Below are 21,177 nucleotides of genomic sequence, written 5' to 3' on the forward strand. Positions count from 1 at the left end.
GGTGTCACAGGTGTCACAGCCGGTCGCCCGCCCGGTTCCGCCGCCCGCCCCCGACACGGACACGGGGACGAGCACGCGGTGGTCCTGCCGCGTCTCACCGGAGTCGGGCGGGTCAGGCGGAGCTCGTTCGCTCCTCGGCGAGCGGCTGCCCGGGGGAGGGGGCCAGTTGGCGGGTGAGCCAGGTGGTGACGAGGGCGAGGACGCCGGGGTCCACCGGGCCGGCCTGCGCGGCCCCCTGGGCGCCCTGGGCAACCGGGCTCTCGCCCGGGTCAGGACAACCCGTACGGAGTGGCCCGTATCGCCGGACTCCCGGTCAACGCCCGCTGGATGCGCGAGAACCTCGTCCACGACACCCGTGACGACCTCGTCGTCATCCACGCGCTGGACGAGATCCACCGGCTGGTGCCGGGCAGCACCGAGGTCCATCGCCTCCCCGACCTCACCCACGTGCCCGTCCTGGCCGTCACCGGGGCCAAGGACATCCAGGTCGACCCCGCCGGGGCGTACGGGCGCGGGCAGGCCCCGGGCGATCGAGCGGGCCTGCCGGCGGAGGGCTTCCTCGCCCGTGCGTGCGTAGCCGGCCAGCAGCACCGCCGCCCGCACCTCGTGGCGCGCGGCCAGCGGGTGGGGGTGGGGCCCAAGACCCGACAGGCCCTGCCGAAGCCGAGCCCGGAGCTGGGGCCGGAACCGAAGCCGGGGTCCGGCCGGGCCGGGGCCCCACCCGTCACGTCAGTCGCCTGCCGCCCGTTGTGCGCGGCGGCGACGGACCGGTGTCACAACCGGTCGACTGACCTGTGCGGTCACCGTCAGAGGTTCACACCGAAGTCCGTGGCGATGCCGACCAGGCCCGAGGCGTAACCCTGGCCGACCGCGCGGAACTTCCAGTCCGCTCCGTTGCGGTACAGCTCGCCGAAGACCATCGCGGTCTCCGTGGCGGCGTCCTCGCTCAGGTCGTAACGCGCGATCTCCGTGCCACCGGCCTGGTTGACGATGCGGATGTAGGCGTTGCGCACCTGGCCGAAGTTCTGGCTGCGGCTCTCGGCGTCGTAGATGGAGACCGGGAAGACGATCTTGTCGACATCGGCGGGCAGGCCCGCCAGGTTGACGTTGATGGCCTCGTCGTCGCCGTCGCCCTCGCCGGTGCGGTTGTCACCGGTGTGGACGATCGTCTGGTCCGGCGTGGACTTGTTGTTGAAGAAGACGAAGTGGCCGTCGGAGACGACCTTCCCCGCCGAGTTCACCGCGATCGCGGAGGCGTCGAGGTCGAAGTCGGTGCCGGTGGTGGTGCGGACGTCCCAGCCGAGGCCGACCGTGACGGCGGTCAGGCCCGGTGCCTCCTTGGTGAGCGATACGTTGCCGCCCTTGGACAGGCTTACAGCCATGGGGATGTCCCTTTCGTCGTGTGTCCGGGCTCCGGGTGGTCCGGAGCAGCCGTCACCCCACATAACGCGGTCGGCCGTCGGCGGGTTCCAGCTCCTTTACTTTCTTTGCCCTGAGAGAAACTCGCCCGCCTGATGGGGCCGCGCCCAAAAGGATGTGACGCGGACGGTCCCGACGCGCGACCATGAGGACATGTCCGGGCCCGCTCATGTCATCAGAGGTTCGGTCTCCCTGCCGGAGGCCGAGCTCATGTGGCGTTTCTCGCGGTCCTCGGGCCCCGGCGGCCAGCATGTCAACACCAGTGACTCGCAGGTGGAGTTGCGCTTCGACCTCGCCAAGTCCCAGGCGCTGCCCCCGGTCTGGAAGCAGCGGGCGCTGGAGCGTCTCGCGAACCGACTGGTGGACGGCGTGATCACCGTACGGGCATCGGAACACCGGTCCCAGTGGCGCAACCGCGAGACGGCGGCGGTACGGCTGGCCTCCCTCCTGGCGGAGGCCACGGCCCCGCCGCCGCGGCCGCGGCGCAAGACGAAGATCCCGCGGGGTATCAACGAGCGCAGGCTGCGCGAGAAGAAGCAGCGCGCCGAGACCAAACGCGGCCGCTCGGGCCGGGACTGGGCGTAACGCGCCCGGCCGCGCGCCGTCCCGGCGAAGCCGACCCGGCCGGGGCCCGTGGCCGACGACGCACGGCCCCGGGCCAGGGCCTGTCGGCGTCGGTCCGGAACCGCCCTCGGCCAAGGCCCGGCCCCGTCAGCCCGGCCGCCGGCCCTTCGGTGTCGCCCCGGAGCCCTAACCGCGGTCCAGTTGCCGGTAGCGGCCCTTGTAATACGTCAGCGGGCCGCCTTCCGCCGCCGGCAGCCATGCCGTCAGGACGCGGCCGATGACCAGGGTGTGGTCGCCCGCGACGACGCGCTGCTCCGTGCGGCACTCGAGGGCCGCCAGCGAACCCTCGACCAGCGGCGCTCCCGTCACTTCCCCCCGTCGGCAGGGCAGGTCCTGGAAGAGCAACCGGTCGCTGAGGCGGCCCTTCATCGCGAACCGCCCCGCGATGTGCCGCTGGTTCTCGGCGAGCAGTGAGGCCGCCCACAGCGGCTGCTCGAGGAGCAGGTCGTCCATGCGGGAGCCGTTGCGCACGCTGACCAGGACCAGGGGCGGGTCCAGGGAGACCGACATGAAGGCGGTCGCGGTCATGCCCGCGTCCTCGCCGCGCGGGCCGTCCGGGCTCAGGGGCGGTTCGTACGCCGTCACGAGCACCACCCCTGCGGCCAGCCTGGCCAGGGCGGCGCGGAACTCGTCGTCGCTCACCCCTTCAGCATGGGGGACGGCGTCGGCGCGGGGCGTGGCGCCCGCCGCGACGACGGGTGCGAGGAGGGGACCGGGGCCGCTTTCGCCGCCGGGTCCCGTCTCCAGGGCCCCGGCCGCCACGGCTTCGGACTTCATGGTGTCGGTGTTCGCGATGTCGGGCCTCGTGGTGTGGGGCGCCGCGGATGACGCGGAGCGGTTCGCGGCGTCTGGGGTCGTCTGGGGCACCTGTCGACGCTAACCGCGGTTCTCCCGCCACCGCATCGGGCCACAGGACCAGCCGGGTCCTAGGACCACCGCACCCGGCCCTTCCGGGAGCACCTAGTGCCCCTCCCGGCAACGTTCGCCCCGTCGCGGCGTCCGGCATGCGCGCTCGCCGCGTTGGCCACAAGCCCAGGTAGCTCCGCTACATGGACTTCTGGCCGCCTTGCGATCACACGCACCGGACGCCGCTCCTTGACGGGCAAACCTTGCCGGTCGCGGCACTAGGATGCACCCGCCGCGGACTCTGAAGCGGGTTTCCCGGTACGCGCTTCCTGGCTACACGCCTGGTATTTGCGTTTGAAAGCTGTCGGAATCGATCGGAGGCTGTCAAAGGCGCTCGATGGAACCGCTCCCATCAGGCGTTCCCGTGCTCACATCCCACTCTCGTACGATTGTGTGACTTGAGTCACAGGGTGGGGTAATTGTTGACCCTGTGTACCGAGCGCACAGCTCGCTGTGATTCAGTGGCGGGGAGTGCGACACGAGAGTCGATGAGAATCCTGGAGTTGCTGTCGAGGTCCCGGGGAGAGCGAGCGATGGAGACCGAGTCGGAGCCGTACGTCCGCCTTGCGACCTTGCGGCAGTTGCATGACGCCGTCGCCGAACTCTTCACCGCCCGTAGCCTGGCGGACACGCTCCAGACCGTCGCGGACGGCGTCACCAGAGGGCTCGGCTACGAACTCGCCTGCGTCAACATCGTCCAGGCCGACGGCGATCTGGTCGTCGCCGCCTTCGCCGGCAGTCCCGCCGCCGAGGCGTTGATCACCGGCCGGGTGGGCTCGCGCGAGTCCTGGGAGCGGCGGCTGAGCATGGGCCAGAGCTGGGGCGATCTGCGTTTCATACCCCATACCGAGGGCTGGGTGCTGCTGGAGGACGACGTCCCGCAGTGGTACACGGAGGGGCCCGAACCGCGCTTCGAGGACGAGTGGCACCCCCAGGACCGGCTCTACGCGCCGATGTACGCACCGGCACGCCGGGACGGCCGTCCGGCCCGTTCGGAGGGGCGGGAGGGCCGGCCGGACGGCCGCCGGGAGGGCCGGGAGGTCCGCTGGGACTGTCCCGAGGGCGCCGAGCGCTCCGCGGACGGCGGTGGTCGCTCCCCGGGCGGCGGCGGGCGCGAACTGCTCGGCGTGATCTCCGTCGACCGGCCGCGCGGCGGCCGGCGTCCCGGACCCTGGGGGCAGGAGGCGCTTCAGATGTATGCCTCCCAAGCGGCCATTGCGATCAGTAACGCTCGGCTTCGAGCAAACATGCAACGCGCCCTGGTCCGTCTCGAGCGCGAACAGCAGGCGCTGCGGGCCAGTGAGGAATCCTTCCGGCAGGCTTTCGAATACGCGCCGAGCGGCATGGCCGTCGCCGACATGGGCGGCGACCAGCACGGCCGGCTGCTGCGCACCAATGACGCGCTCTGCCGCCTGCTGGGCCGTCCCGCCGCCACGCTGCGCCGCTACTCGTTCTCCGAGCTGGTCCATCCCGAGGACATCAGGACACTGCTCCGCACCTCCGCCGAGGGCGGCCGGGCCGAGCTGCGGCTGGAGCGCCGGGACGGTTCGTACGTCTGGGTCTCGCTGCGCAACTCCGTCGTCGCCGACACCGCCGACGGACCCCGTTTCCTGCTCACCCATGTCGAAGACATAGAGGAGCGCAAGAGCCGCGAGATCCAGCTGGCCCACCGCGCCTCGCACGACTCGCTCACCGGCCTGCCCAACAGCGCCGAGCTGCGCGCTCGGCTCAGCGCCAGGCTCTGCTCCCGCCCGGACGCCGTACGGGAGGCCCGGGGGGCGCGGGGCACGCGGGACGCCGCGGTGCAGGCCGTGGACGCCGCGTACGGCGGTTACGAGGGATACGAGAACCACGAGGGGTACGAGGGACGCGCGGACTATGAGGGACGCGGGGGCTACGACGGCCGCGACGGTTACGAGGGCTACGAAGACTTCGGTCCGTTCTCCGGCGACCCCTTCGACCACCACGAGCACCTGGTCGCCCCGAACGACGACCCCGAGGCCGACGACGGCACGAAGGGCCTCGCTGTCCTTTTCTGCGACCTGGACGGCTTCAAATCGATCAATGACCGTTTCGGGCACAACACAGGCGATGAGGTTCTGATCGAGGTCGCTCGCAGGCTGACCGCCGGTGTTCGGGACGGCGATACCGTCGCGCGCCTCGGAGGTGACGAATTCGTCGTCCTCGCCGACGGTCTCGGTGCGGCGGACGCCGCCGATCTCGCCGTGCGCCTGCGGAACGCGATCATCCCGCCGATCCGGGTGGACGGCCGGGCGGTCCGCGTCGGGGCGAGCTTCGGCATCGGCTGGGCGAGTTGCGGGATGTCGGTGGAGGAGGTCCTGCAATCGGCTGACCAGCGGATGTACGTGGAGAAACGCTCGCGGAAACAGGTGCACCGGCGAGCCGGGTAGTCGCCTCCTCCGGGTAGCCTCACCCCTGGGGGTGGCCACGAGGCTGCCGGGTCGTCCGCGTCGTGTGTGCGCGGTGGGGCATCGGGAATCCAGGAAGACGCACGCCGGCATTCGGGACAGGGCTGGGACACAGCCGCGATCGGTTGTTCATCCGAGGGCCGCAGAATGGCTGCCACCCGTCAAGGCCCGTCCATGCGCTTACCCGTTCGAGGTAGGCTCGGCCGGTCGGCGACGCTGGCGATATGGTAAGGAGTGACCAGGGATGACGGCCGGGAACAACGGCGCGAGCACGCCCGAGGACGACGACCCGTTCGGCTATCTGTACGAGGACGGCCAAGCGGGCGCGGGCGCGGGCCAGCGACGCCAAGGCGGTTACGGCTACCCCGGTCCCACGTCACCAGGTGTGCCGAGGACCTCGTACAACCAGGTCAGGGCGGTCGGCGAGCGCCAGTACGGGCAGCAGCAGTACCAGGCTCCGCCGCAGCAGGCGCCGTACGGCCAGCAGCAGGCGTACGGCCAGGCGCCCTACGGGCAGCAGCCGAACCCGCACTACGCGGCGCCCGAGACGCAGCCCGGCGGGGTCCCCGGCGGTGGCATGCCCGCCGCCTCCCACGGCCATGGCGGTGGCCGTGGCGGCTCCCGGGGCGGTCCCAACACCAAGGTGCTGCTGATCTCCGCGATCGCGGTGGTGGCGGTGGTCGTGGTGGGCATCACCGCGGCACTGCTGTCGAACAGCGACGACCAGAAGGACGAGGCGACGGGCGGAGGTTCCGTCCCGTCCGCCTCGGCCGGGACGACCGGGGAGCCCAGCTCCGAGCCGTCCGACGACGGCGGCAAGGACGAGAAGCCCGCGAACGAACTCCCGAAGCAGGACGCGGCGACCCTGAAGCTGAACCCGCCGGCCGCCCTCGGCACGGACATCAAGGGTGCGAAGGGCACCGGCGGCGCCTATGTCGCCTTCAACGGGGTCGGCGGAGCCGCCAGTTGGCAGGTGGACGTGGACAAGGCGGGCGCGTACACGATGTTCATCACGTACAGCGTGCCGGGCAAGGACGCGGAGACGTCGCTGACGCTCAACGACCAGGAGCCTCGCAAGATAAACATGTCGAACTTCGCGAAGGCGTCGGAGGGCGACTGGGAGAAGGGCTGGACGCGCACCTACGTCTACGTCAACCTCCAGGAGGGCAAGAACGACCTCAAGATCTCCTGCGAGGACGGCAACCGGTGCGAGGCGCTCCTCGACCAGGTGTCGTTGAAGGAGGGCGAGGTCAAGGGCTGAGGGCCGTGCCCCCACGCCACCTCGCCCCGTCCGCCGCTCGACCCCGCCGGACACCTCCGGCCCCACCGGCGCCTCGTGCCGCCCCGCCCGTCGCCCCGTGTCGCCTCGCCGACCGGGGCGCGGTCGTTCCCGCTCGGCGCCGAAGGGCCGGCACCGGAGGGCCGGCACCGGAGGGACGGAGGGACGGAGGGGCGGCCCGGCGACGCGGAGGCCGCCGCCGGAGGTCAGGCAGGCAGGTGTTCCGTCACGGCGACGCGCGCGAGCAGGTCCTCGTACGCGCCGGCGTCGAACTCACCCGCCGTCGGGGCCAGTACCGTCGCGGCCGACAGGGCCACCGCCCGGGTCAGCCGGTCGGGCCAGGGGAGCCCTTCGACCAGCGCGGAGAGCAGGCCGGCCACGGCCGAGTCGCCGGCACCCGTCGGGTTGCCCCGGGCCGGGGCGGGCGGGGACGCCTGCCAGGTGCCCTCCGGGGTGGCCGCGAGGACCCCGTCCGGGCCGAGCGAGGCGACGACCGCGTGCGCGCCCCGGCGACGCGCGTCGCGGGCGGCGCGCAGGGGCTCCCGGGCCCCGGTGAGCTGGGCGAGCTCGTCGGCGTTGGGCTTGACCAGGTCGGGGCGGGCGCCGATGCCCCGGCGCAGCGGCTCGCCGCTGGTGTCGAGGAGGACGGTGACGCCCGCGGCGCGGGCCCGGCGGATCAGTTCCCCGTACGCGCCGACGTGGATCCCGGGCGGCAGGCTGCCGCACAGCGCCACCGCCTCGGCATCGCCGAGCAGACGGTCGTAGGAGGCGAGGAACGCGGCCCATTCGGCGGCCGAGATCGTCGGTCCGGGCTCGTTGAGCTGGGTGGTGTCGCCGGACGCCGCGTCGACGACGGCGATCGTACGGCGGGTGGACCCGGCGATCGGCACGAGCGCGTCGACCGGCGGCTTGAAGACCGCACCAGGGCCGGTGCCCGTTCCGTCTCCCGTACCCGTGCCCCCGCCGCTGCCCGTGCCCACGCCCCCGCCGGCGCCCCTGCCCGGCCCCGTGCCGGGTGCCGTGCCGCCGGTTCCCGTGCCGCCGTCGAGCAGTTCCCGTACGACATCGCCCGTCCGGCCGCCCGCGAAGCCGGTGACCACGGTCTCGTGTCCCAGCGCCGCCAGCACCCGCGCGACGTTCAGACCCTTGCCGCCGGGACGCTCGCTGACCTCGGTCACGTGGTGCGAGCCGTGCGGCACCAGCGTGGGCGTCCGGTAGGTGATGTCCAGGGCGGCGTTGAGCGTGACTGTCAAGATCATTACGTCACACCCCTGTGTGAAGCGTGGAGCGGCCCTCGTTCGGCCGGCTGTCGACGTAAAGATCATGTCAAAGGCGGGGCGGTTGGCCCAGACGTGGGGCCGACCGCCTTTGTCCTGCCCTGAGCGGGGCGTTCGTTCGCGCCGGTACGTCCTGCTTGTCCCCCGTCTTCGGGTCGGCCGAGCGGACCGAGCGGACCGAGCGGACCGGGCCGATCACCCGGTCGCCCCGATCGGACCGATCACCCAGTCGCCCTTGTGGAGCACGCCCTTGAGCGAGAAGTCCGCGTCCAGCACCACCGCGTCCGCGTCCTTGCCCGGCTCCAGCGAGCCGACCCGGTCGTACAGGCCCAGCAGTTTCGCGGGGTTCGCCGAGATCGCCCGGACGATGTCCTCGACCGGCAGCCGGTCCACCGTCGCGGCCCGCCGGAACGCGACGTCCTGGGTCAGCGTGGACCCGGCGATCGTGCCGTCCCCGGCCAGTCTGGCCACCCCGCCCCGGACCTCCACGGCGAGCGGCCCGAGCTGGTAGCGCCCGTCGCCGAAGCCGGCCGCGTCCATGGCGTCCGTGACGAACGCGACGCGGGCCGCGCCCGCGCGGTGGAAGGCCAGCTCCAGGGCCGCCGGGTGCAGATGCGTACCGTCGTTGATCAGCTCGACCGTGACCCGCTCGTCCTCCAGCAGGGCGGCGACCGGCCCCGGCGCCCGGTGTCCGAGCGGCGGCATCGCGTTGAACAGGTGCGTTGCGACGGTCGCGCCCGCGTCGACCGCCTCGACGGTCTGCTCGTACGTCGCGTCCGTATGTCCGACGGCGGCGATCACGCCGTGCTCCGCCAGGAGCCGTACGGACTCGATGCCGCCGGGCAGTTCGGGGGCGAGCGTGACCATCCGGGCCGTACCGCGCGCCGCGTCGAGCAGCTTGCGCACCTCGGCGGGGTCGGGGTGGCGCAGCAGGGCCTCGCTGTGCGCGCCCTTGCGGCAGGGGGAGATGAACGGTCCCTCGAAGTGGATGCCGGCCAGCTCGCCCTGCTCGACCAGTTCGGAGAGGAGGCCGGCGCGTTGCGCGAGGAAGCCGGTGTCGCCGGTGACCGTGGAGGCGACGAGCGTGGTGGTGCCGTGGGCGCGGTGCGTACGGATGCCGGTGAGGACCTCGTCCACCGGCCCCGAGGCGAACGAGCCGCCGCCCCCGCCGTGGTTGTGCAGGTCCACGAAGCCGGGGACGAGCCAGTGCCCGGTGAGGTCCAGCGTGGTGGCGTCGTCCGGGGCGGCGCCCACGATCCTGCCGCCCTCGACGATCACCCGCCCGCCGTCGACGATGCCGGTGGGCAGCACCACCCGGGCCCCGGCGAGAACGGTGCATGCGGCGCGAGCGGCCATCAGGGGTTTACCTCCGTGGGTGCCGGGGCGAGTCGGGCCGCCGGGGTGGAAGACGCCGGGGTGGACGCCGGGGTGGAAGGTGCCGGGGTGGCAGGGGGCGAGGCGGTCGACCGGGACGACGGGGCGGAGCTGGACATGTCGGCGCCGGCGGCGAACAGGTCCCAGGCCAGCAGCCCCGCGCCCAGACAGCCGGCCGTGTCCCCCAGGGCCGCCGGGACGATCCGGGGGACCCGCTGGAACGTGACCCGCCGCTCGATCGCCGCCCGCAGGGGCGTGAACAACGTTTCCCCGGCCTCGGCCAGTCCGCCACCGATGATCAGCGTGCGCGGGTCCAGCAGGGTGAGCGCGGTGACCAGACCCGCCGCGAGCGCGTCGACCGCGTCGTCCCAGACCCGTGCGGCCCTGGGGTCACCGGAGTCCACGGCCTCGGCGCAGTCCGCCGCGTCCGCTCCGGGATCGCCGCTCGCCGCAGCCCAGGCGCGGGTGACGGCCCCGGCGGAGGCCAGGGTCTCCAGGCAGCCGCGCTGGCCGCAGCGGCACTCGGGGCCGTCGGGCCGTACCACGACGTGCCCGATCTCCCCCGCGGAACCATGGGCTCCGGCCTCTATCGCACCACCGACGCCGATGGCCCCGGCGATGCCGGTGCCCAGCGCGACGAACAGGAACCGGTCGGTGCCCCGGCCCGCGCCGAGCCGCCCCTCGGCGAGGCCGCCGGCGCGCACGTCGTGGCCGAGCGCGGCCGGTACGCCGCCGAGCCGCGCGCGCAGCAGGTCGCGCAGGGGGACGTCGCGCCAGCCGAGGTTGGCGGCGTAGAGCGCGATGCCGCGCTCGGCGTCGACCAGGCCGGGAACCGCCACGCCGACAGCGGCGGCCCCTTCACCGTCCTCCCCGCCGAAGTGCTCCACGCCGTACGCGTGCAGCTCGGCGGCGAAACCGAGGACGGTCTCCAGGACGGCCTCGGGCCCGCGCTCCCGGCGGGTCGCCCGCCGCGCCCGACGCAGCAGCGCGCCGTCCGCGCCGACCAGGGCGGCTTTGATGCCGGTGCCGCCCACATCCAGGGCAATGACATGTCTCACGGTGACAGTCTGGCGCGTAGATCGTAAGAGGTCTAGTCCACTACCGCGACGAGCGGGCCGAAGGGGCGCGGCCGCGCGTCGGCGGGGCCGGGTTTCATGGGTCCGGGGGTTTCGATGCCCGGACGCGTCCCAGGCGCCCCTGTGTGTCGGGTTTTCCGTGACGTCCGAGGTGGGCACGTATGGCGGCGGGTGGGTCGACAGGGCTCGGAGTGCCCCCGGAGGCGAACCGGGCCCTCAAAGAAAGGGGGAGGCTGTTGCGAAAGCGAAATGATCGTCGCCTGGACCCCTCCCTTCCTGGCGGGGGAAAATCGCATGTCCTTGGGAAAAAAGGATCAAGAACGGGGGATTGGGGCGTGCGACAGCGCTGCGTGGGCGTGACGGCGGCAATTGCCGCTCTGGGCATGACAATTGCACTTTCCGGTTGCGGTAGCACAGGGACCCCTCGGAGCGTCACGCTCCGGCTCGTCGCCGCGGAGTACGGCACGAACTCGGACACCACGACACAGAAGTTCTGGTCGGCGCTGGCCCTGGCCTTCGAGTCCGAGCACCCCGACATCAAGGTCGACGTGCGGGTCCGGCCCTGGAAGACCATCGACAGCGACATCGCGGAGATGGTGGAGGAGGGCAAGGCGCCGGACCTGGCCCAGGGCAGTTCGTACGCCGACTACGCGAAAGGGGACAAGCTCTACACCGCGGACGAGGTCATGTCCGTACCGACGCAGGCGAACTTCCTCTCCCAGCTCTCGGAGGCCGGCCGGGTCAACCGGATCCAGTACGGCCTGCCCTTCGCGGCCTCCACCCGGCTGCTCTTCTACAACAAGAAGCTCTACCGGGACGCCGGTCTGAGCGCCCCGAAGACCTGGGACGACATCGAACGGGACGCGCGGGCGCTGGCCGAGCGCGGGGTGACGACGCCGCTGGCGCTGCCGCTGGGGACGGAGGAGGCGCAGAGCGAGACGCTGATGTGGCTGCTGAGCGGCGGGGGCGGCTACACGGAGACGGCGGACGGCTCGTACAACATCGACTCGCCCCAGAACGTCAGGACCTTCACCTGGCTGAAGGGGCTCGTCGGCGAGGGCCTGACGGGCCCGGTGCCGCCGTCGAAGCTGGACCGGGCGACGGCGTTCAGCGCGTTCAGCAACGGCCAGGTGGGCATGCTCAACGGCCATCCGGCGCTGCTGGAGGCGGCGCGGAAGCGGGGTATCGAGGTGGGCGCGGTGCCGCTGCCGGGCGTGCGCGGCAAGGCCAAGTCGTCCATGGGGTCGGCGGACTGGATGATGGCGTTCCGGCAGAACGGCCACGGGAAGCAGATCCGCGCCTTCCTGGACTACGTGTACGAGGACAAGAACGTGCTGGACTTCGTCGGGCGGTACGACCAGCTGCCGGTCACCTACAGCGCGAACGAGGCGATGGCGGGGAACCGGAAGTACGCGGACCTGGAGAAGTTCCGGTCGGGGCTGGACAGCTCGGAGCTGTTCCCGTACGGCAAGACGTCGTGGTCGAGCGTGAACGAGAGCATCAAGAAGAACATCGGCCGTGCGGTGGAGCCGGGCGGGAGGCCGGCGGACGTGCTGGGGCGGATAGCGAGGGACGCGTCGGCCGCCGAGGTGGCGGAGTAGCGTGACGGGGACACGAGCGGCGGGAGCGGCGGGAGCAGGGGAAGGGACGTCGGTGCCGGTGGGACCCGAAGAGGAATCCGGGGGCACGGGCGGCGCGGGGCTGTCCGAGCGGGATCTCGCGGTGCTCGCGGTCGAGCGGCGCGGATGGCCGGGGCCCGGGGCGAAGGAGCGCGCCATCCGGGAACAGCTCGGTATGTCCCCGACCCGGTACTACCAGCTGTTGAACGCGCTGCTGGACGATCCGCGCGCCTTGGAGCACGACGCGGTGACGGTGAACAGGCTGCGCAGGGTCCGCGCCGCCCGCCGCGCCCGCCGCTGAGCCCCGTCCCAGTGACCCGTACGCCATGTCACGTACCCCTGTCCCGCGAGGGCGTCTCACCAGTGGCGGCGCGAGGGCCGGCACCCGGCCGGCGCGAGGCCGGCACGCCGCGGGCCCAAGAGGATCCACCAGGGCAGTCAGTGCCCCACGCAACCGGTTCCACCGATAAAGTCGAACCTATGGGCAGCCATTCGAACCCCCTGCCGCGGCCGACGACCATCGCCGGCGCCGACGGCCTGGCCGCGCTGCTTGCCCGGCCGGGCAAGGCGGTCGTCGCGCTCGACTTCGACGGCACCCTCGCCGAGATCGTCCCCGACCCCGAGCAGGCCCGCGCCCACCCGCGCGCCACGGCCGCCCTCGCCGCTCTCGCGCCGCGCCTTCTGTCGGTAGCGGTGATCACGGGCCGGCCGGCCGAGGTGGCGGTCCGCTACGGCGGCTTCGCCGACGTCCCGGGCCTGGAACGACTCGTCGTCCTGGGCCACTACGGGGCCGAGCGCTGGGACGCGGTCACCGGCACCGTCCGGGCGCCCGCGACACACGAGGGGGTCGCGGCGGTCCGGGCCGAACTCCCCGGCTTCCTCGACGGCGTCGGCGCCTGGCACGGCACCTGGATCGAGGAGAAGGGCCGGGCGGTCGCCGTCCACACCCGCCGCGCCTCCGACCCCCAGGCCGCCTTCGACGCCCTGCGCGGCCCCCTGGCCGAACTCGCCGCCCGCCACGGCCTCATCGTCGAACCCGGCCGCATGGTCCTGGAACTGCGCCCGCCCGGGATCGACAAGGGGGTGGCGCTGACGGAGTACGCCCGCGAGGTGGGCGCGGAGACGGTGCTGTACGGGGGCGACGACCTGGGAGACCTCCCGGCGTACGCGGCGGTGGAGAAGCTGCGCCTGGAGGGCCACACCGGACTGCTGGTGTGCAGCGGCACGGACGTGCCCGAACTGGCGGCCCGCGCGGACCTGGTACTGCCGGGACCGGGAGCGCTCGCGGACTTCCTGGAGCACATCGGCCGACGTCTGGGCTGACTGGCGCGCCGTACAGTCCGGCTGTGGTGGACGTGCGGGTGGGGGAATTACGCAAGAGCCGCGAGCGGTTGCGGCAGCGCGGTGACGAGGCGGACAAGGCGGGGGACCCGGCCACTGCCGGTCTGATGCTCTTCGTACAGCGCCGAGTGCGGGCTGAAGGCGGAGATCCTGGACCGTGTGCTCAGGGCGCGGGACACCTCGATGCTGCCCGCGCCGGCCGCCCGTCTCCCGCTCCGCCCGCGGCGGCCCGGGCCCGTCCCGGCGGCTACTCCCCGCGCGGCGCCCGCAGCTGTTCCAGCTGGTCCAGGAACCATTTCTGGGGCGGCAGTGCCGTCGCCGCGCCCGACAGGCGCTTCGTGCGTTCCGCGCGCTCGTCGGGGCCCATGGTCAGCGCCTCGTGCAGGGCCGACGCCGTCGCCGTGATGTCGTACGGGTTCACCACCAGCGCGTCCTCGCCCAGCTCCTCGTACGCGCCCGCCTCCCGCGACAGCACCAGCGCGCAGCCGTGGTCCGAGACCACCGGGATCTCCTTGGCGACCAGGTTCATGCCGTCCCGGATCGGGTTGACCAGCGCGACGTCCGCCAGGCGGTAGGCGGCCAGCGAGCGGGCGAAGTCGTCCTTGACGTGGAGGATGACCGGGCGCCAGGTGTCCGTGCCGAAGTCGGAGTTGATCTGCTGGGCCACCCGGCTCACCTCCGCCGTGTAGTCGCGGTAGACGGCCAGGTCCTGCCGGGACGGGTAGGCGAAGGCGATGTGGACGACGCGTTCGTGCCACTCCGGGCGGTCGGTCAGCAGGCGGCGGTAGGCGTGCAGGCCGCGGACGATGTTCTTGGACAGCTCCGTGCGGTCCACGCGGACGATCGTCTTCCGGGGCGCGGTGTCCGCGTCGCCGCCGCCGATCTCCTTGCGCAGCGCCACCAGCCGCTCGTCCACGTCCGGGCGGTGCGCCCGCTCGCGCAGGAAGTCGGCGTCCGCGCCCAGTCCGTGCACTCCGATGCGCGTGTCGCCCGTGCCGCCCAGCAGCGACTCGCAACACGCGCGGAACGCCTCCGCCCAGCGGTGGGTCAGGAACGCCGCGCGGTCCGCGCCCAGGATGCCCCGCAGCAGCTGGCGCGCGACGTCGTCGGGGAGCATCCGGAAGTAGTCCACGGGCGCCCACGGCGTGTGCGAGAAGTGGCCGATCCGCAGATCGGGGCGCAGCGCGCGGAGCATGCCGGGAACCAGCGCCAGGTGGTAGTCCTGCACCAGGACCGCCGCGCCCTCGCCGGCCTCGTCGGCCAGGGCCTCGGCGAACGCGCGGTTGTACGTCTCGTACGCCGCCCATTGCGCCCGGAACTCCGGGCCGAACGACGGCTCCAGCGGCGTCTGGTACAGCAGGTGGTGGACGAACCACAGGGTGGAGTTGGCCACCCCGTTGTAGGCCCCGGCGAACACCTCGGGCGCGATGTCCAGCATGCGCACCCGCCGGCCGCCCGTCTCCGCCGGGTCGATCCGGCCGTCCGTGCGCCGCACGGCCTCCCGGTCGCCGTCGCCGAGCGCCGCGCACACCCACACCGCGTCCGTACCGGGCCCGATGGCCGACAGCCCGGACACCAGGCCGCCGCCCCCGCGCTTCGCGGTCAGCGTGCCGTCGTCACCGAACGTGTACGAGACGGGGCCGCGGTTGGAGGCGACGAGGACTTGGGCGGCGTGCTCGGAGACCATGTCGCGAAACCTAGCCCGTCGAGGAAACGCTCAAACGTACGGATGTGGTCCGGCACGGGTGAACCCGGGACCGTTCCGCCCGCCGGCCACGCCACCGGTCACGCGTCGGCGGGCTGAGCCGGCGGATCGGTGAGCCGTCCGGGCCGCCGCCCCCGGACCCGCCGCGCCGGTACCGCCGCCCGCGGCGTCGTCGCGCCCCGGTCCTGCCGGCCGTGACACCCCGGTCCCGCCGCTTTCGGTCACGCCGCCCGGCGCGCCGCGTACTCCGCGATCTCCCGCATCGGCGGCCTCTCCTCCGTGTCCACCGGGTGCGTACGCGGTACGAACCCGTCCCCGCCGCGCTCGAACTGCGTCAGCTCCGGCCGGACCAGGTGCCCGCGCGAGAGCCGTACCTGGGCCGTCCGGTAGATCGCCGCCGCCATCCGCCCGAGCGCCCGTTCGTCCTGGTGGCGGTGGAACCGCACCCCCACGTCCACCTGCGCCAGCGCGTCCAGCCCCACCGTGTGCAGGGCGTCGACGAGCAGGCCCAGCTCCACGCCGTACCCGACAGGGAAGGGCAGCCGCTCCAGCAGCGAGCGCCGCGCCGCGTACTCCCCGCCCAGCGGCTGGACGAAACCGGCCAGGCGTGGCCAGTGCAGGTTGAGCAGCGGGCGGGCCACCAGCTCGGTCACCCGGCCGCCCTGACCGCCGCCCCCGGCCCCCGCCGAGCCCGAGCCCGCCGCCATGCTCGTGTCCGCGCCCGCCGCCGTGCCCGTGCCCGCGTCCGCCGCCACACCCGTGCCCGCCGCGCCCAGCGGCCGGTCGTACATCGCCTTCACGAACTGCACCTCGGGGTCCGTCAGCAGCGGTCCCACGATCCCCGAGACGAAGTCGGCCGAGAACCGCCGCAGATCGGCGTCCACGAAGCACACGACATCACCGCTCGTCACCAGCAGTGACCGCCACAGCACCTCGCCCTTGCCGGGCAGGGCCGGCAGCCTGGGCAGGATCGCGTCCCGGTGCACCACCCGTGCCCCGGCCGCCGCCGCGGCCTCGGACGTACGGTCCGTGGAACCGGAATCGACCACCACCAGCTCGTCGACCAGCGGCGCCCTCTCCATCAGCTCGTGCCGTACGACGGAGACGATCCCGCCGACCGTCTCCTCCTCGTTCAGGGCGGGCAGCACGACGCTCACCGTCGTGCCCCGGGCGGCCTTCGCCGCCAGCAGCCGGTCGAGCGGACGCTCGGCCACGGACCAGGAACGCCTGGTCAGCCAGTGCTCCACCTCTTCCAGCACGGTCGGTACTCCCTGCGCGTCTGCCATGAAACGTGATCCATCTCGCGGTGCGGACGGCTATCTCAACCGTCCACCCCTTCGGTTACAGTCTTGAACACGTGAACAAACGCACCGGACCCAGGGTCCGGTGCCATAGCGCTCATCCAGAGGGACTGAGGGAACGGCCCGTCGAAGTCCCGGCAACCCTCCCGCCGACCATTCGAGGTCACGGTGGGGAAGGTGCCAATTCCGGCTCGTGGCGAAGTACGTCGCGAGGAAGATGAGGAGAAAGGGCCTCGCCTCCATGGCTGTGCAGACCGCCCCCACCGGCGACACCAACAGCGCCGCCGGCGCCCCCGCCACCACCGTTTCCACACCGGCGTCCGTCGATCTCGGGCCCGCCGCCGCGCTCTCGTGCCGCGAATGCGGCCAGCGGTTCCCCCTCGGTCCCATTTTCGCCTGCGCCGAGTGTTTCGGGCCGCTCGAAGTGGCGTACGACCTCCCCGGCGGCGACCCGGAAGAACTGAAGAAGCGCATCGCCGAGGGCCCGGACAACATCTGGCGCTACGCCCCGCTGCTGCCCGTCCCCGCCGACGTGGCCACGAAGCCGAGCATCAACCCCGGCTTCACCAAGCTCGTCAAGGCCGACAACCTCGCCCGTGAGCTGGGCGTCACCGGTTCCCTGCACATCAAGGACGACTCCGGCAACCCGACGCACTCCTTCAAGGACCGGGTCGTCGCCATCGCCGTCGAGGCTGCCCGCGCCTTCGGCTTCACCACGCTCTCCTGCTCCTCCACCGGGAACCTCGCCGGGGCCGTCGGCGCCGCCGCGGCCCGCGCGGGGTTCCGCTCCTGCGTCTTCATCCCGCACGACCTGGAGCAGGGCAAGGTGGTCATGGCCGCCGTCTACGGCGGTGAGCTGGTCGGCATCGAGGGCAACTACGACGATGTGAACCGGTTCTGCTCCGAGCTCATCGGCGACCCGCTGGGCGAGGGATGGGGCTTCGTCAACGTCAACCTCCGGCCGTACTACGGCGAGGGTTCCAAGACGCTGGCGTACGAGATCTGCGAGCAGCTCGGCTGGCGGCTGCCCGACCAGATCGTCGTCCCGATCGCCTCCGGCTCACAGCTCACGAAGATCGACAAGGGTCTCCAGGAGCTGATCAAGCTGGGTCTGGTCGAGGACAAGCCCTACAAGATCTTCGGTGCCCAGGCGAAGGGCTGCTCGCCGGTGTCCACCGCGTTCAAGGCCGGGCACGACGTCGTACGGCCGCAGAAGCCGGACACCATCGCCAAGTCCCTGGCCATCGGCAACCCGGCCGACGGTCCGTACGTGCTGGACATCGCCCGGCGTACCGGCGGCGCCGTCGAGGACGTGGACGACGAGCAGATCGTGGCCGCGATCAAGCTGCTGGCGCGGACCGAGGGCATCTTCGCGGAGACCGCGGGCGGCGTGACCGTCGGCGTGACCAAGAAGCTGATCGAGGCCGGTGTCCTCGACCCGGCGCTGACGACCGTGGTCCTCAACACGGGCGACGGGCTGAAGACGCTGGACGCCGTGGCGGAGACGACGGGGCCGACGGCGACGATCCGGCCGGACCTCGACGCGTTCCGCGCCGCCGGTCTGGCCGGCTGACCGCGACGGCCGTCGTCCGTCCACGGCCGTCGTCCGTCCACGGCCGTCGTCCGTCGGCGGCCGTGCTCGCCCGGGGCTGTTCGGCGGCCCTGCCCGTCCCGGCGGTCCGGCGGCGAGCCCGCCCCCCGGGTCGCTCGCGTCCGGCTCGCCTCCCGCCACCGCGTCCGGCTCGCCTCCCGCCGCCGCCCCTCCTCCTCACGAAAGGCTTCCCATGAGCGTCAACGTCCGTATCCCCACCATCCTCCGCACGTACACCGGCGGCCAGGCCGAGGTCTCCGCGCAGGGCGCGACCCTCGCCGATGTCATCCAGTCCCTGGAGAAGGACCACCCCGGCATCGCCGCGCGCGTCCTCGACGACCAGGGCAAGCTGCGCCGGTTCGTGAACGTGTACGTGAACGACGACGACGTCCGCTTCGAGCAGGGGCTCCAGACGGCCACGCCGGACGGCGCCGGCGTCTCGATCATCCCCGCGGTCGCCGGCGGCTGACGCCCCGTCTCCCGCCCGCGCGGGTTGCCGCACGTGCTCGGAGAATGCCCCTCTCCGCAAGAGAAGCGGAGGGGGGCATTCCCGATGGTTGAGCACGGTAGAGTGTGGGAACACCCCTCCGCCGGCCGGGTCGAACCCCCCTCGGACGCGATCGAGAACGCGACAACCTGAGGGGAAAACACGGGTGAACTTTGCGCGGGATGCGCGCTTTGCCCGGCCCGACTTGCCCCGGAACGCAGTGGATTCAGCACTATGCGTGTTCGGCCATCCCCAGATTTCTCGTCCGATTGACCTGTTGCAGAGGGCAGTTGGGCAGATACATTCAGCCGCGGTCGACGCGTTCCGGCGCGAAGTGTGGCCCCGTGCGAGGGCCGGTACTAGGGGAGTTGGGCATGGCTCAGGGCACCGTCAAGTGGTTCAACGCGGAGAAGGGATACGGCTTCATCGCGGTCGACGGTGGTGCGGATGTTTTCGTCCACTACAGCGCGATCCAGATGGATGGCTACCGCACCCTTGAAGAAGGTCAGCGAGTGGAGTTCGAGATCTCGCAGGGCCAGAAGGGTCCGCAGGCGGACATGGTCAAACTCGCCGTCTGATCCCGGCGCGATCGGCCACCGACGCACTCACTCCGAGGGGCCCGTATCCCAGAACTGGGATACGGGCCCCTCGCGTGCGTACGTGTGTGCGCGCGGAAGCGCGCACGTACGAGGCGGGGTGGGACGGGACGGGGTGGGGCGGCCCCCGCGCCCGGCGGGAACCGCCCTCGACACCCGCCCGGAGGGACGGGATCCGGGGGCGGGCGGTCGCCTTCGTGCTTGCACTCTCGGGGGTCGAGTGCTAATCATTGGTTAGCACTCTGCGAGTGAGAGTGACAACTTCAAAGGACCGGGCCGGTGAGGCCCGAGGGCCGGTGGGGCAATGAACCACCAGCTCTCCGGCCGTCCGTCGCGGGCGCCAGCGCGGTCCGGAGCAATCCTTCCCCAAGCTCTCAACTGCGTTCGAGCAGGGGAGACCCCATCCGTCCGGGAGGACCACTTCACATGGCCAAGATCATCGCGTTCGACGAGGAGGCACGGCGCGGTCTCGAGCGCGGGATGAACCAGCTCGCCGACGCCGTCAAGGTCACCCTTGGCCCCAAGGGCCGCAACGTCGTCCTTGAGAAGAAGTGGGGCGCCCCCACGATCACCAACGATGGTGTGTCCATCGCCAAGGAGATCGAGCTCGAAGACCCGTACGAGAAGATCGGCGCCGAGCTGGTCAAGGAAGTCGCCAAGAAGACGGACGACGTCGCCGGTGACGGTACGACCACCGCGACGGTCCTCGCCCAGGCGCTCGTCCGTGAGGGCCTGCGCAACGTGGCCGCCGGCGCCAACCCGATGGCCCTCAAGCGCGGCATCGAGAAGGCCGTCGAGGCCGTCTCCGGCGCCCTGCTCGAGCAGGCCAAGGACGTGGAGACCAAGGAGCAGATCGCTTCGACCGCCTCCATCTCCGCCGCCGACACCCAGATCGGCGAGCTGATCGCCGAGGCCATGGACAAGGTCGGCAAGGAAGGCGTCATCACGGTCGAGGAGTCCCAGACCTTCGGTCTGGAGCTGGAGCTCACCGAGGGCATGCGCTTCGACAAGGGCTACATCTCGGCGTACTTCGCCACCGACATGGAGCGTATGGAGGCGTCCCTGGACGACCCGTACATCCTGATCGTCAACTCCAAGGTCGGCAACGTGAAGGACCTCCTTCCGCTGCTGGAGAAGGTCATGCAGTCGGGCAAGCCGCTGCTGATCATCGCGGAGGACGTCGAGGGCGAGGCGCTGTCGACGCTGGTCGTCAACAAGATCCGCGGCACCTTCAAGTCCGTCGCCGTCAAGGCCCCGGGCTTCGGCGACCGCCGCAAGGCCATGCTGAACGACATCGCCATCCTCACCGGCGGCACGGTCATCTCCGAGGAGGTCGGCCTCAAGCTCGAGAACGCCGGCCTGGACCTGCTGGGCCGCGCCCGCAAGGTCGTCATCACCAAGGACGAGACCACCATCGTCGACGGTGCCGGTGACAGCGAGCAGGTCGCGGGCCGCGTCAACCAGATCCGCGCCGAGATCGAGAACAGCGACTCGGACTACGACCGCGAGAAGCTCCAGGAGCGCCTCGCGAAGCTGGCCGGCGGCGTGGCCGTCATCAAGGCCGGTGCCGCGACCGAGGTCGAGCTCAAGGAGCGCAAGCACCGCATCGAGGACGCGGTGCGCAACGCCAAGGCCGCCGTCGAGGAGGGCATCGTCGCCGGTGGTGGCGTGGCCCTGCTGCAGGCCGCCTCGGTCTTCGAGAAGCTGGAGCTGGAGGGCGACGAGGCCACCGGTGCCGCCGCCGTCAAGCTGGCCCTGGAGGCCCCGCTCAAGCAGATCGCCGTCAACGGTGGTCTCGAGGGCGGCGTCGTCGTGGAGAAGGTCCGCAACCTGACGGTCGGTCACGGCCTGAACGCCGCGACCGGCGAGTACGTCGACATGATCGCCGAGGGCATCATCGACCCCGCCAAGGTGACCCGTTCCGCGCTGCAGAACGCGGCCTCCATCGCCGCGCTGTTCCTCACCACCGAGGCCGTCATCGCCGACAAGCCGGAGAAGGCCGCCGCGGCCGCTCCGGGCGGCATGCCGGGCGGTGACATGGACTTCTGATCCGGAACCCGGCGGCAGGGGCGCGGCCCCGGCCGCCGGTCGGATCGACCGTCCTGAACCGAGGGCGGCACCCCTTCTCCCAGGGGTGCCGCCCTCGGCGTTCG

At 72.0% G+C, this 21,177-nt stretch carries 18 protein-coding genes and 1 riboswitch; of the genes, 11 read left to right on the plus strand and 7 right to left on the minus strand.

The features are described 5' to 3' along the window. Positions 1-288 precede the first annotated feature (288 nt). Positions 289-858 (plus strand): hypothetical protein, encoded by a 570-nt coding sequence (locus ACU6P3_RS18790; RefSeq protein WP_447193312.1) that lies wholly within the window; start codon positions 289-291, stop codon positions 856-858. Here ACU6P3_RS18790 and ACU6P3_RS18795 read toward each other — a convergent pair. Next, the gene (locus ACU6P3_RS18795; RefSeq protein ID WP_447193313.1) at positions 807-1,382 is read right to left on the minus strand and encodes a TerD family protein; all 576 of its coding nucleotides are present in this window, start codon (positions 1,380-1,382) and stop codon (positions 807-809) included. The genes ACU6P3_RS18790 and ACU6P3_RS18795 overlap by 52 nt on opposite strands. A 190-nt stretch (positions 1,383-1,572) precedes the next feature. On the opposite strand from ACU6P3_RS18795, the gene arfB reads away from it, so the two are divergent. Next, positions 1,573-2,004, plus strand: coding sequence for an alternative ribosome rescue aminoacyl-tRNA hydrolase ArfB (arfB, locus tag ACU6P3_RS18800; RefSeq protein WP_344272434.1), 432 nt, complete (start codon positions 1,573-1,575; stop codon positions 2,002-2,004). A 165-nt stretch (positions 2,005-2,169) separates the two neighbouring features. On the opposite strand, the gene ACU6P3_RS18805 is transcribed toward arfB, so the two are convergent. Next, positions 2,170-2,820: a flavin reductase family protein gene (locus ACU6P3_RS18805; protein ID WP_447193314.1), complete on the minus strand. Its 651-nt coding sequence runs from the start codon at positions 2,818-2,820 to the stop codon at positions 2,170-2,172. A gap of 662 nt (positions 2,821-3,482) precedes the next feature. On the opposite strand from ACU6P3_RS18805, the gene cdgB reads away from it, so the two are divergent. Next, entirely contained in the window at positions 3,483-5,360 is a 1,878-nt protein-coding gene (gene cdgB / locus ACU6P3_RS18810; protein WP_447193315.1) for a diguanylate cyclase CdgB, read from the plus strand. 262 nt (positions 5,361-5,622) lie between these two features. Further along, entirely contained in the window at positions 5,623-6,639 is a 1,017-nt protein-coding gene (locus ACU6P3_RS18815) for a carbohydrate-binding protein (RefSeq protein ID WP_447193316.1), read from the plus strand. A 224-nt stretch (positions 6,640-6,863) separates the two neighbouring features. Here ACU6P3_RS18815 and ACU6P3_RS18820 read toward each other — a convergent pair whose 3' ends face one another. From ACU6P3_RS18820 to ACU6P3_RS18830, 3 genes are all read right to left on the minus strand, one after another. Continuing rightward, a complete protein-coding gene (locus ACU6P3_RS18820; RefSeq protein ID WP_447193317.1) occupies positions 6,864-7,916 on the minus strand; it encodes a 1-phosphofructokinase family hexose kinase in 1,053 nt (350 codons plus the stop codon). Positions 7,917-8,129: 213 nt separating this feature from the next. Beyond that, positions 8,130-9,290, minus strand: a complete 1,161-nt coding sequence (gene nagA / locus ACU6P3_RS18825; protein WP_447193318.1) for an N-acetylglucosamine-6-phosphate deacetylase — start codon at positions 9,288-9,290, stop codon at positions 8,130-8,132. Further along, positions 9,290-10,366 carry an ROK family protein gene (locus tag ACU6P3_RS18830; protein ID WP_447193319.1) on the minus strand — a complete coding sequence of 359 codons (1,077 nt, stop codon included), beginning with the start codon at positions 10,364-10,366 and terminating at the stop codon, positions 9,290-9,292. Before ACU6P3_RS18830 ends, nagA begins: the two co-directional genes overlap by 1 nt. A 401-nt stretch (positions 10,367-10,767) precedes the next feature. Here ACU6P3_RS18830 and ACU6P3_RS18835 point away from each other — a divergent pair, with 401 nt between their 5' ends. From ACU6P3_RS18835 to otsB, 3 genes are all read left to right on the plus strand, one after another. Beyond that, positions 10,768-11,985, plus strand: a complete 1,218-nt coding sequence (locus tag ACU6P3_RS18835; RefSeq protein ID WP_447193320.1) for an ABC transporter substrate-binding protein — start codon at positions 10,768-10,770, stop codon at positions 11,983-11,985. A gap of 58 nt (positions 11,986-12,043) precedes the next feature. Further along, entirely contained in the window at positions 12,044-12,304 is a 261-nt protein-coding gene (locus tag ACU6P3_RS18840; RefSeq protein WP_447193321.1) for a DUF3263 domain-containing protein, read from the plus strand. A gap of 179 nt (positions 12,305-12,483) precedes the next feature. Next, positions 12,484-13,326, plus strand: a complete 843-nt coding sequence (gene otsB / locus ACU6P3_RS18845) for a trehalose-phosphatase (RefSeq protein WP_447193322.1) — start codon at positions 12,484-12,486, stop codon at positions 13,324-13,326. Positions 13,327-13,591: 265 nt separating this feature from the next. Here the strand turns inward: otsB and ACU6P3_RS18850 are convergent, their stop codons facing one another. Together ACU6P3_RS18850 and ACU6P3_RS18855 are read right to left on the minus strand one after the other, a co-directional pair. Further along, complete coding sequence (locus ACU6P3_RS18850) at positions 13,592-15,031, minus strand: alpha,alpha-trehalose-phosphate synthase (UDP-forming) (protein ID WP_447193323.1); 1,440 nt, start codon at positions 15,029-15,031, stop codon at positions 13,592-13,594. A gap of 239 nt (positions 15,032-15,270) precedes the next feature. Continuing rightward, a complete protein-coding gene (locus tag ACU6P3_RS18855) occupies positions 15,271-16,308 on the minus strand; it encodes a glucosyl-3-phosphoglycerate synthase (protein ID WP_447197956.1) in 1,038 nt (345 codons plus the stop codon). A 136-nt stretch (positions 16,309-16,444) separates the two neighbouring features. Further along, positions 16,445-16,574, plus strand: a riboswitch (SAM riboswitch). Between the two features lie 17 nt (positions 16,575-16,591). Between ACU6P3_RS18855 and thrC the strand changes: the two genes are divergently transcribed. From thrC to groL, 4 genes are all read left to right on the plus strand, one after another. Then, the gene (thrC, locus tag ACU6P3_RS18860; RefSeq protein WP_447193324.1) at positions 16,592-17,923 is read left to right on the plus strand and encodes a threonine synthase; all 1,332 of its coding nucleotides are present in this window, start codon (positions 16,592-16,594) and stop codon (positions 17,921-17,923) included. A 211-nt stretch (positions 17,924-18,134) separates the two neighbouring features. After that, positions 18,135-18,410 (plus strand): ubiquitin-like small modifier protein 1, encoded by a 276-nt coding sequence (locus ACU6P3_RS18865; RefSeq protein ID WP_030750404.1) that lies wholly within the window; start codon positions 18,135-18,137, stop codon positions 18,408-18,410. A gap of 392 nt (positions 18,411-18,802) precedes the next feature. After that, positions 18,803-19,006, plus strand: coding sequence for a cold-shock protein (locus ACU6P3_RS18870; RefSeq protein ID WP_005315736.1), 204 nt, complete (start codon positions 18,803-18,805; stop codon positions 19,004-19,006). A 444-nt stretch (positions 19,007-19,450) separates the two neighbouring features. Next, positions 19,451-21,073 (plus strand): chaperonin GroEL, encoded by a 1,623-nt coding sequence (gene groL, locus ACU6P3_RS18875; RefSeq protein WP_030750408.1) that lies wholly within the window; start codon positions 19,451-19,453, stop codon positions 21,071-21,073. The last annotated feature ends 104 nt before the right edge of the window (positions 21,074-21,177 follow it).

This window comes from Streptomyces hebeiensis (assembly GCF_052983195.1).

What these genes read in the sequence shown, in the direction of transcription:
- ACU6P3_RS18805 (WP_447193314.1), bottom strand. Translation starts at nt 2,820, where the DNA reads ATGAAGTCCGAAGCCGTGGCGGCCGGGGCCCTGGAGACGGGACCCGGC.
- ACU6P3_RS18865 (WP_030750404.1), top strand. Translation starts at nt 18,135, where the DNA reads ATGAGCGTCAACGTCCGTATCCCCACCATCCTCCGCACGTACACCGGC.
- groL (WP_030750408.1), top strand. Translation starts at nt 19,451, where the DNA reads ATGGCCAAGATCATCGCGTTCGACGAGGAGGCACGGCGCGGTCTCGAG.
- ACU6P3_RS18870 (WP_005315736.1), top strand. Translation starts at nt 18,803, where the DNA reads ATGGCTCAGGGCACCGTCAAGTGGTTCAACGCGGAGAAGGGATACGGC.
- ACU6P3_RS18835 (WP_447193320.1), top strand. Translation starts at nt 10,768, where the DNA reads ATGACAATTGCACTTTCCGGTTGCGGTAGCACAGGGACCCCTCGGAGC.
- nagA (WP_447193318.1), bottom strand. Translation starts at nt 9,290, where the DNA reads ATGGCCGCTCGCGCCGCATGCACCGTTCTCGCCGGGGCCCGGGTGGTG.
- ACU6P3_RS18820 (WP_447193317.1), bottom strand. Translation starts at nt 7,916, where the DNA reads ATGATCTTGACAGTCACGCTCAACGCCGCCCTGGACATCACCTACCGG.
- ACU6P3_RS18815 (WP_447193316.1), top strand. Translation starts at nt 5,623, where the DNA reads ATGACGGCCGGGAACAACGGCGCGAGCACGCCCGAGGACGACGACCCG.
- thrC (WP_447193324.1), top strand. Translation starts at nt 16,592, where the DNA reads ATGGCTGTGCAGACCGCCCCCACCGGCGACACCAACAGCGCCGCCGGC.
- otsB (WP_447193322.1), top strand. Translation starts at nt 12,484, where the DNA reads ATGGGCAGCCATTCGAACCCCCTGCCGCGGCCGACGACCATCGCCGGC.
- cdgB (WP_447193315.1), top strand. Translation starts at nt 3,483, where the DNA reads ATGGAGACCGAGTCGGAGCCGTACGTCCGCCTTGCGACCTTGCGGCAG.
- ACU6P3_RS18850 (WP_447193323.1), bottom strand. Translation starts at nt 15,031, where the DNA reads ATGGTCTCCGAGCACGCCGCCCAAGTCCTCGTCGCCTCCAACCGCGGC.
- ACU6P3_RS18795 (WP_447193313.1), bottom strand. Translation starts at nt 1,382, where the DNA reads ATGGCTGTAAGCCTGTCCAAGGGCGGCAACGTATCGCTCACCAAGGAG.
- arfB (WP_344272434.1), top strand. Translation starts at nt 1,573, where the DNA reads ATGTCCGGGCCCGCTCATGTCATCAGAGGTTCGGTCTCCCTGCCGGAG.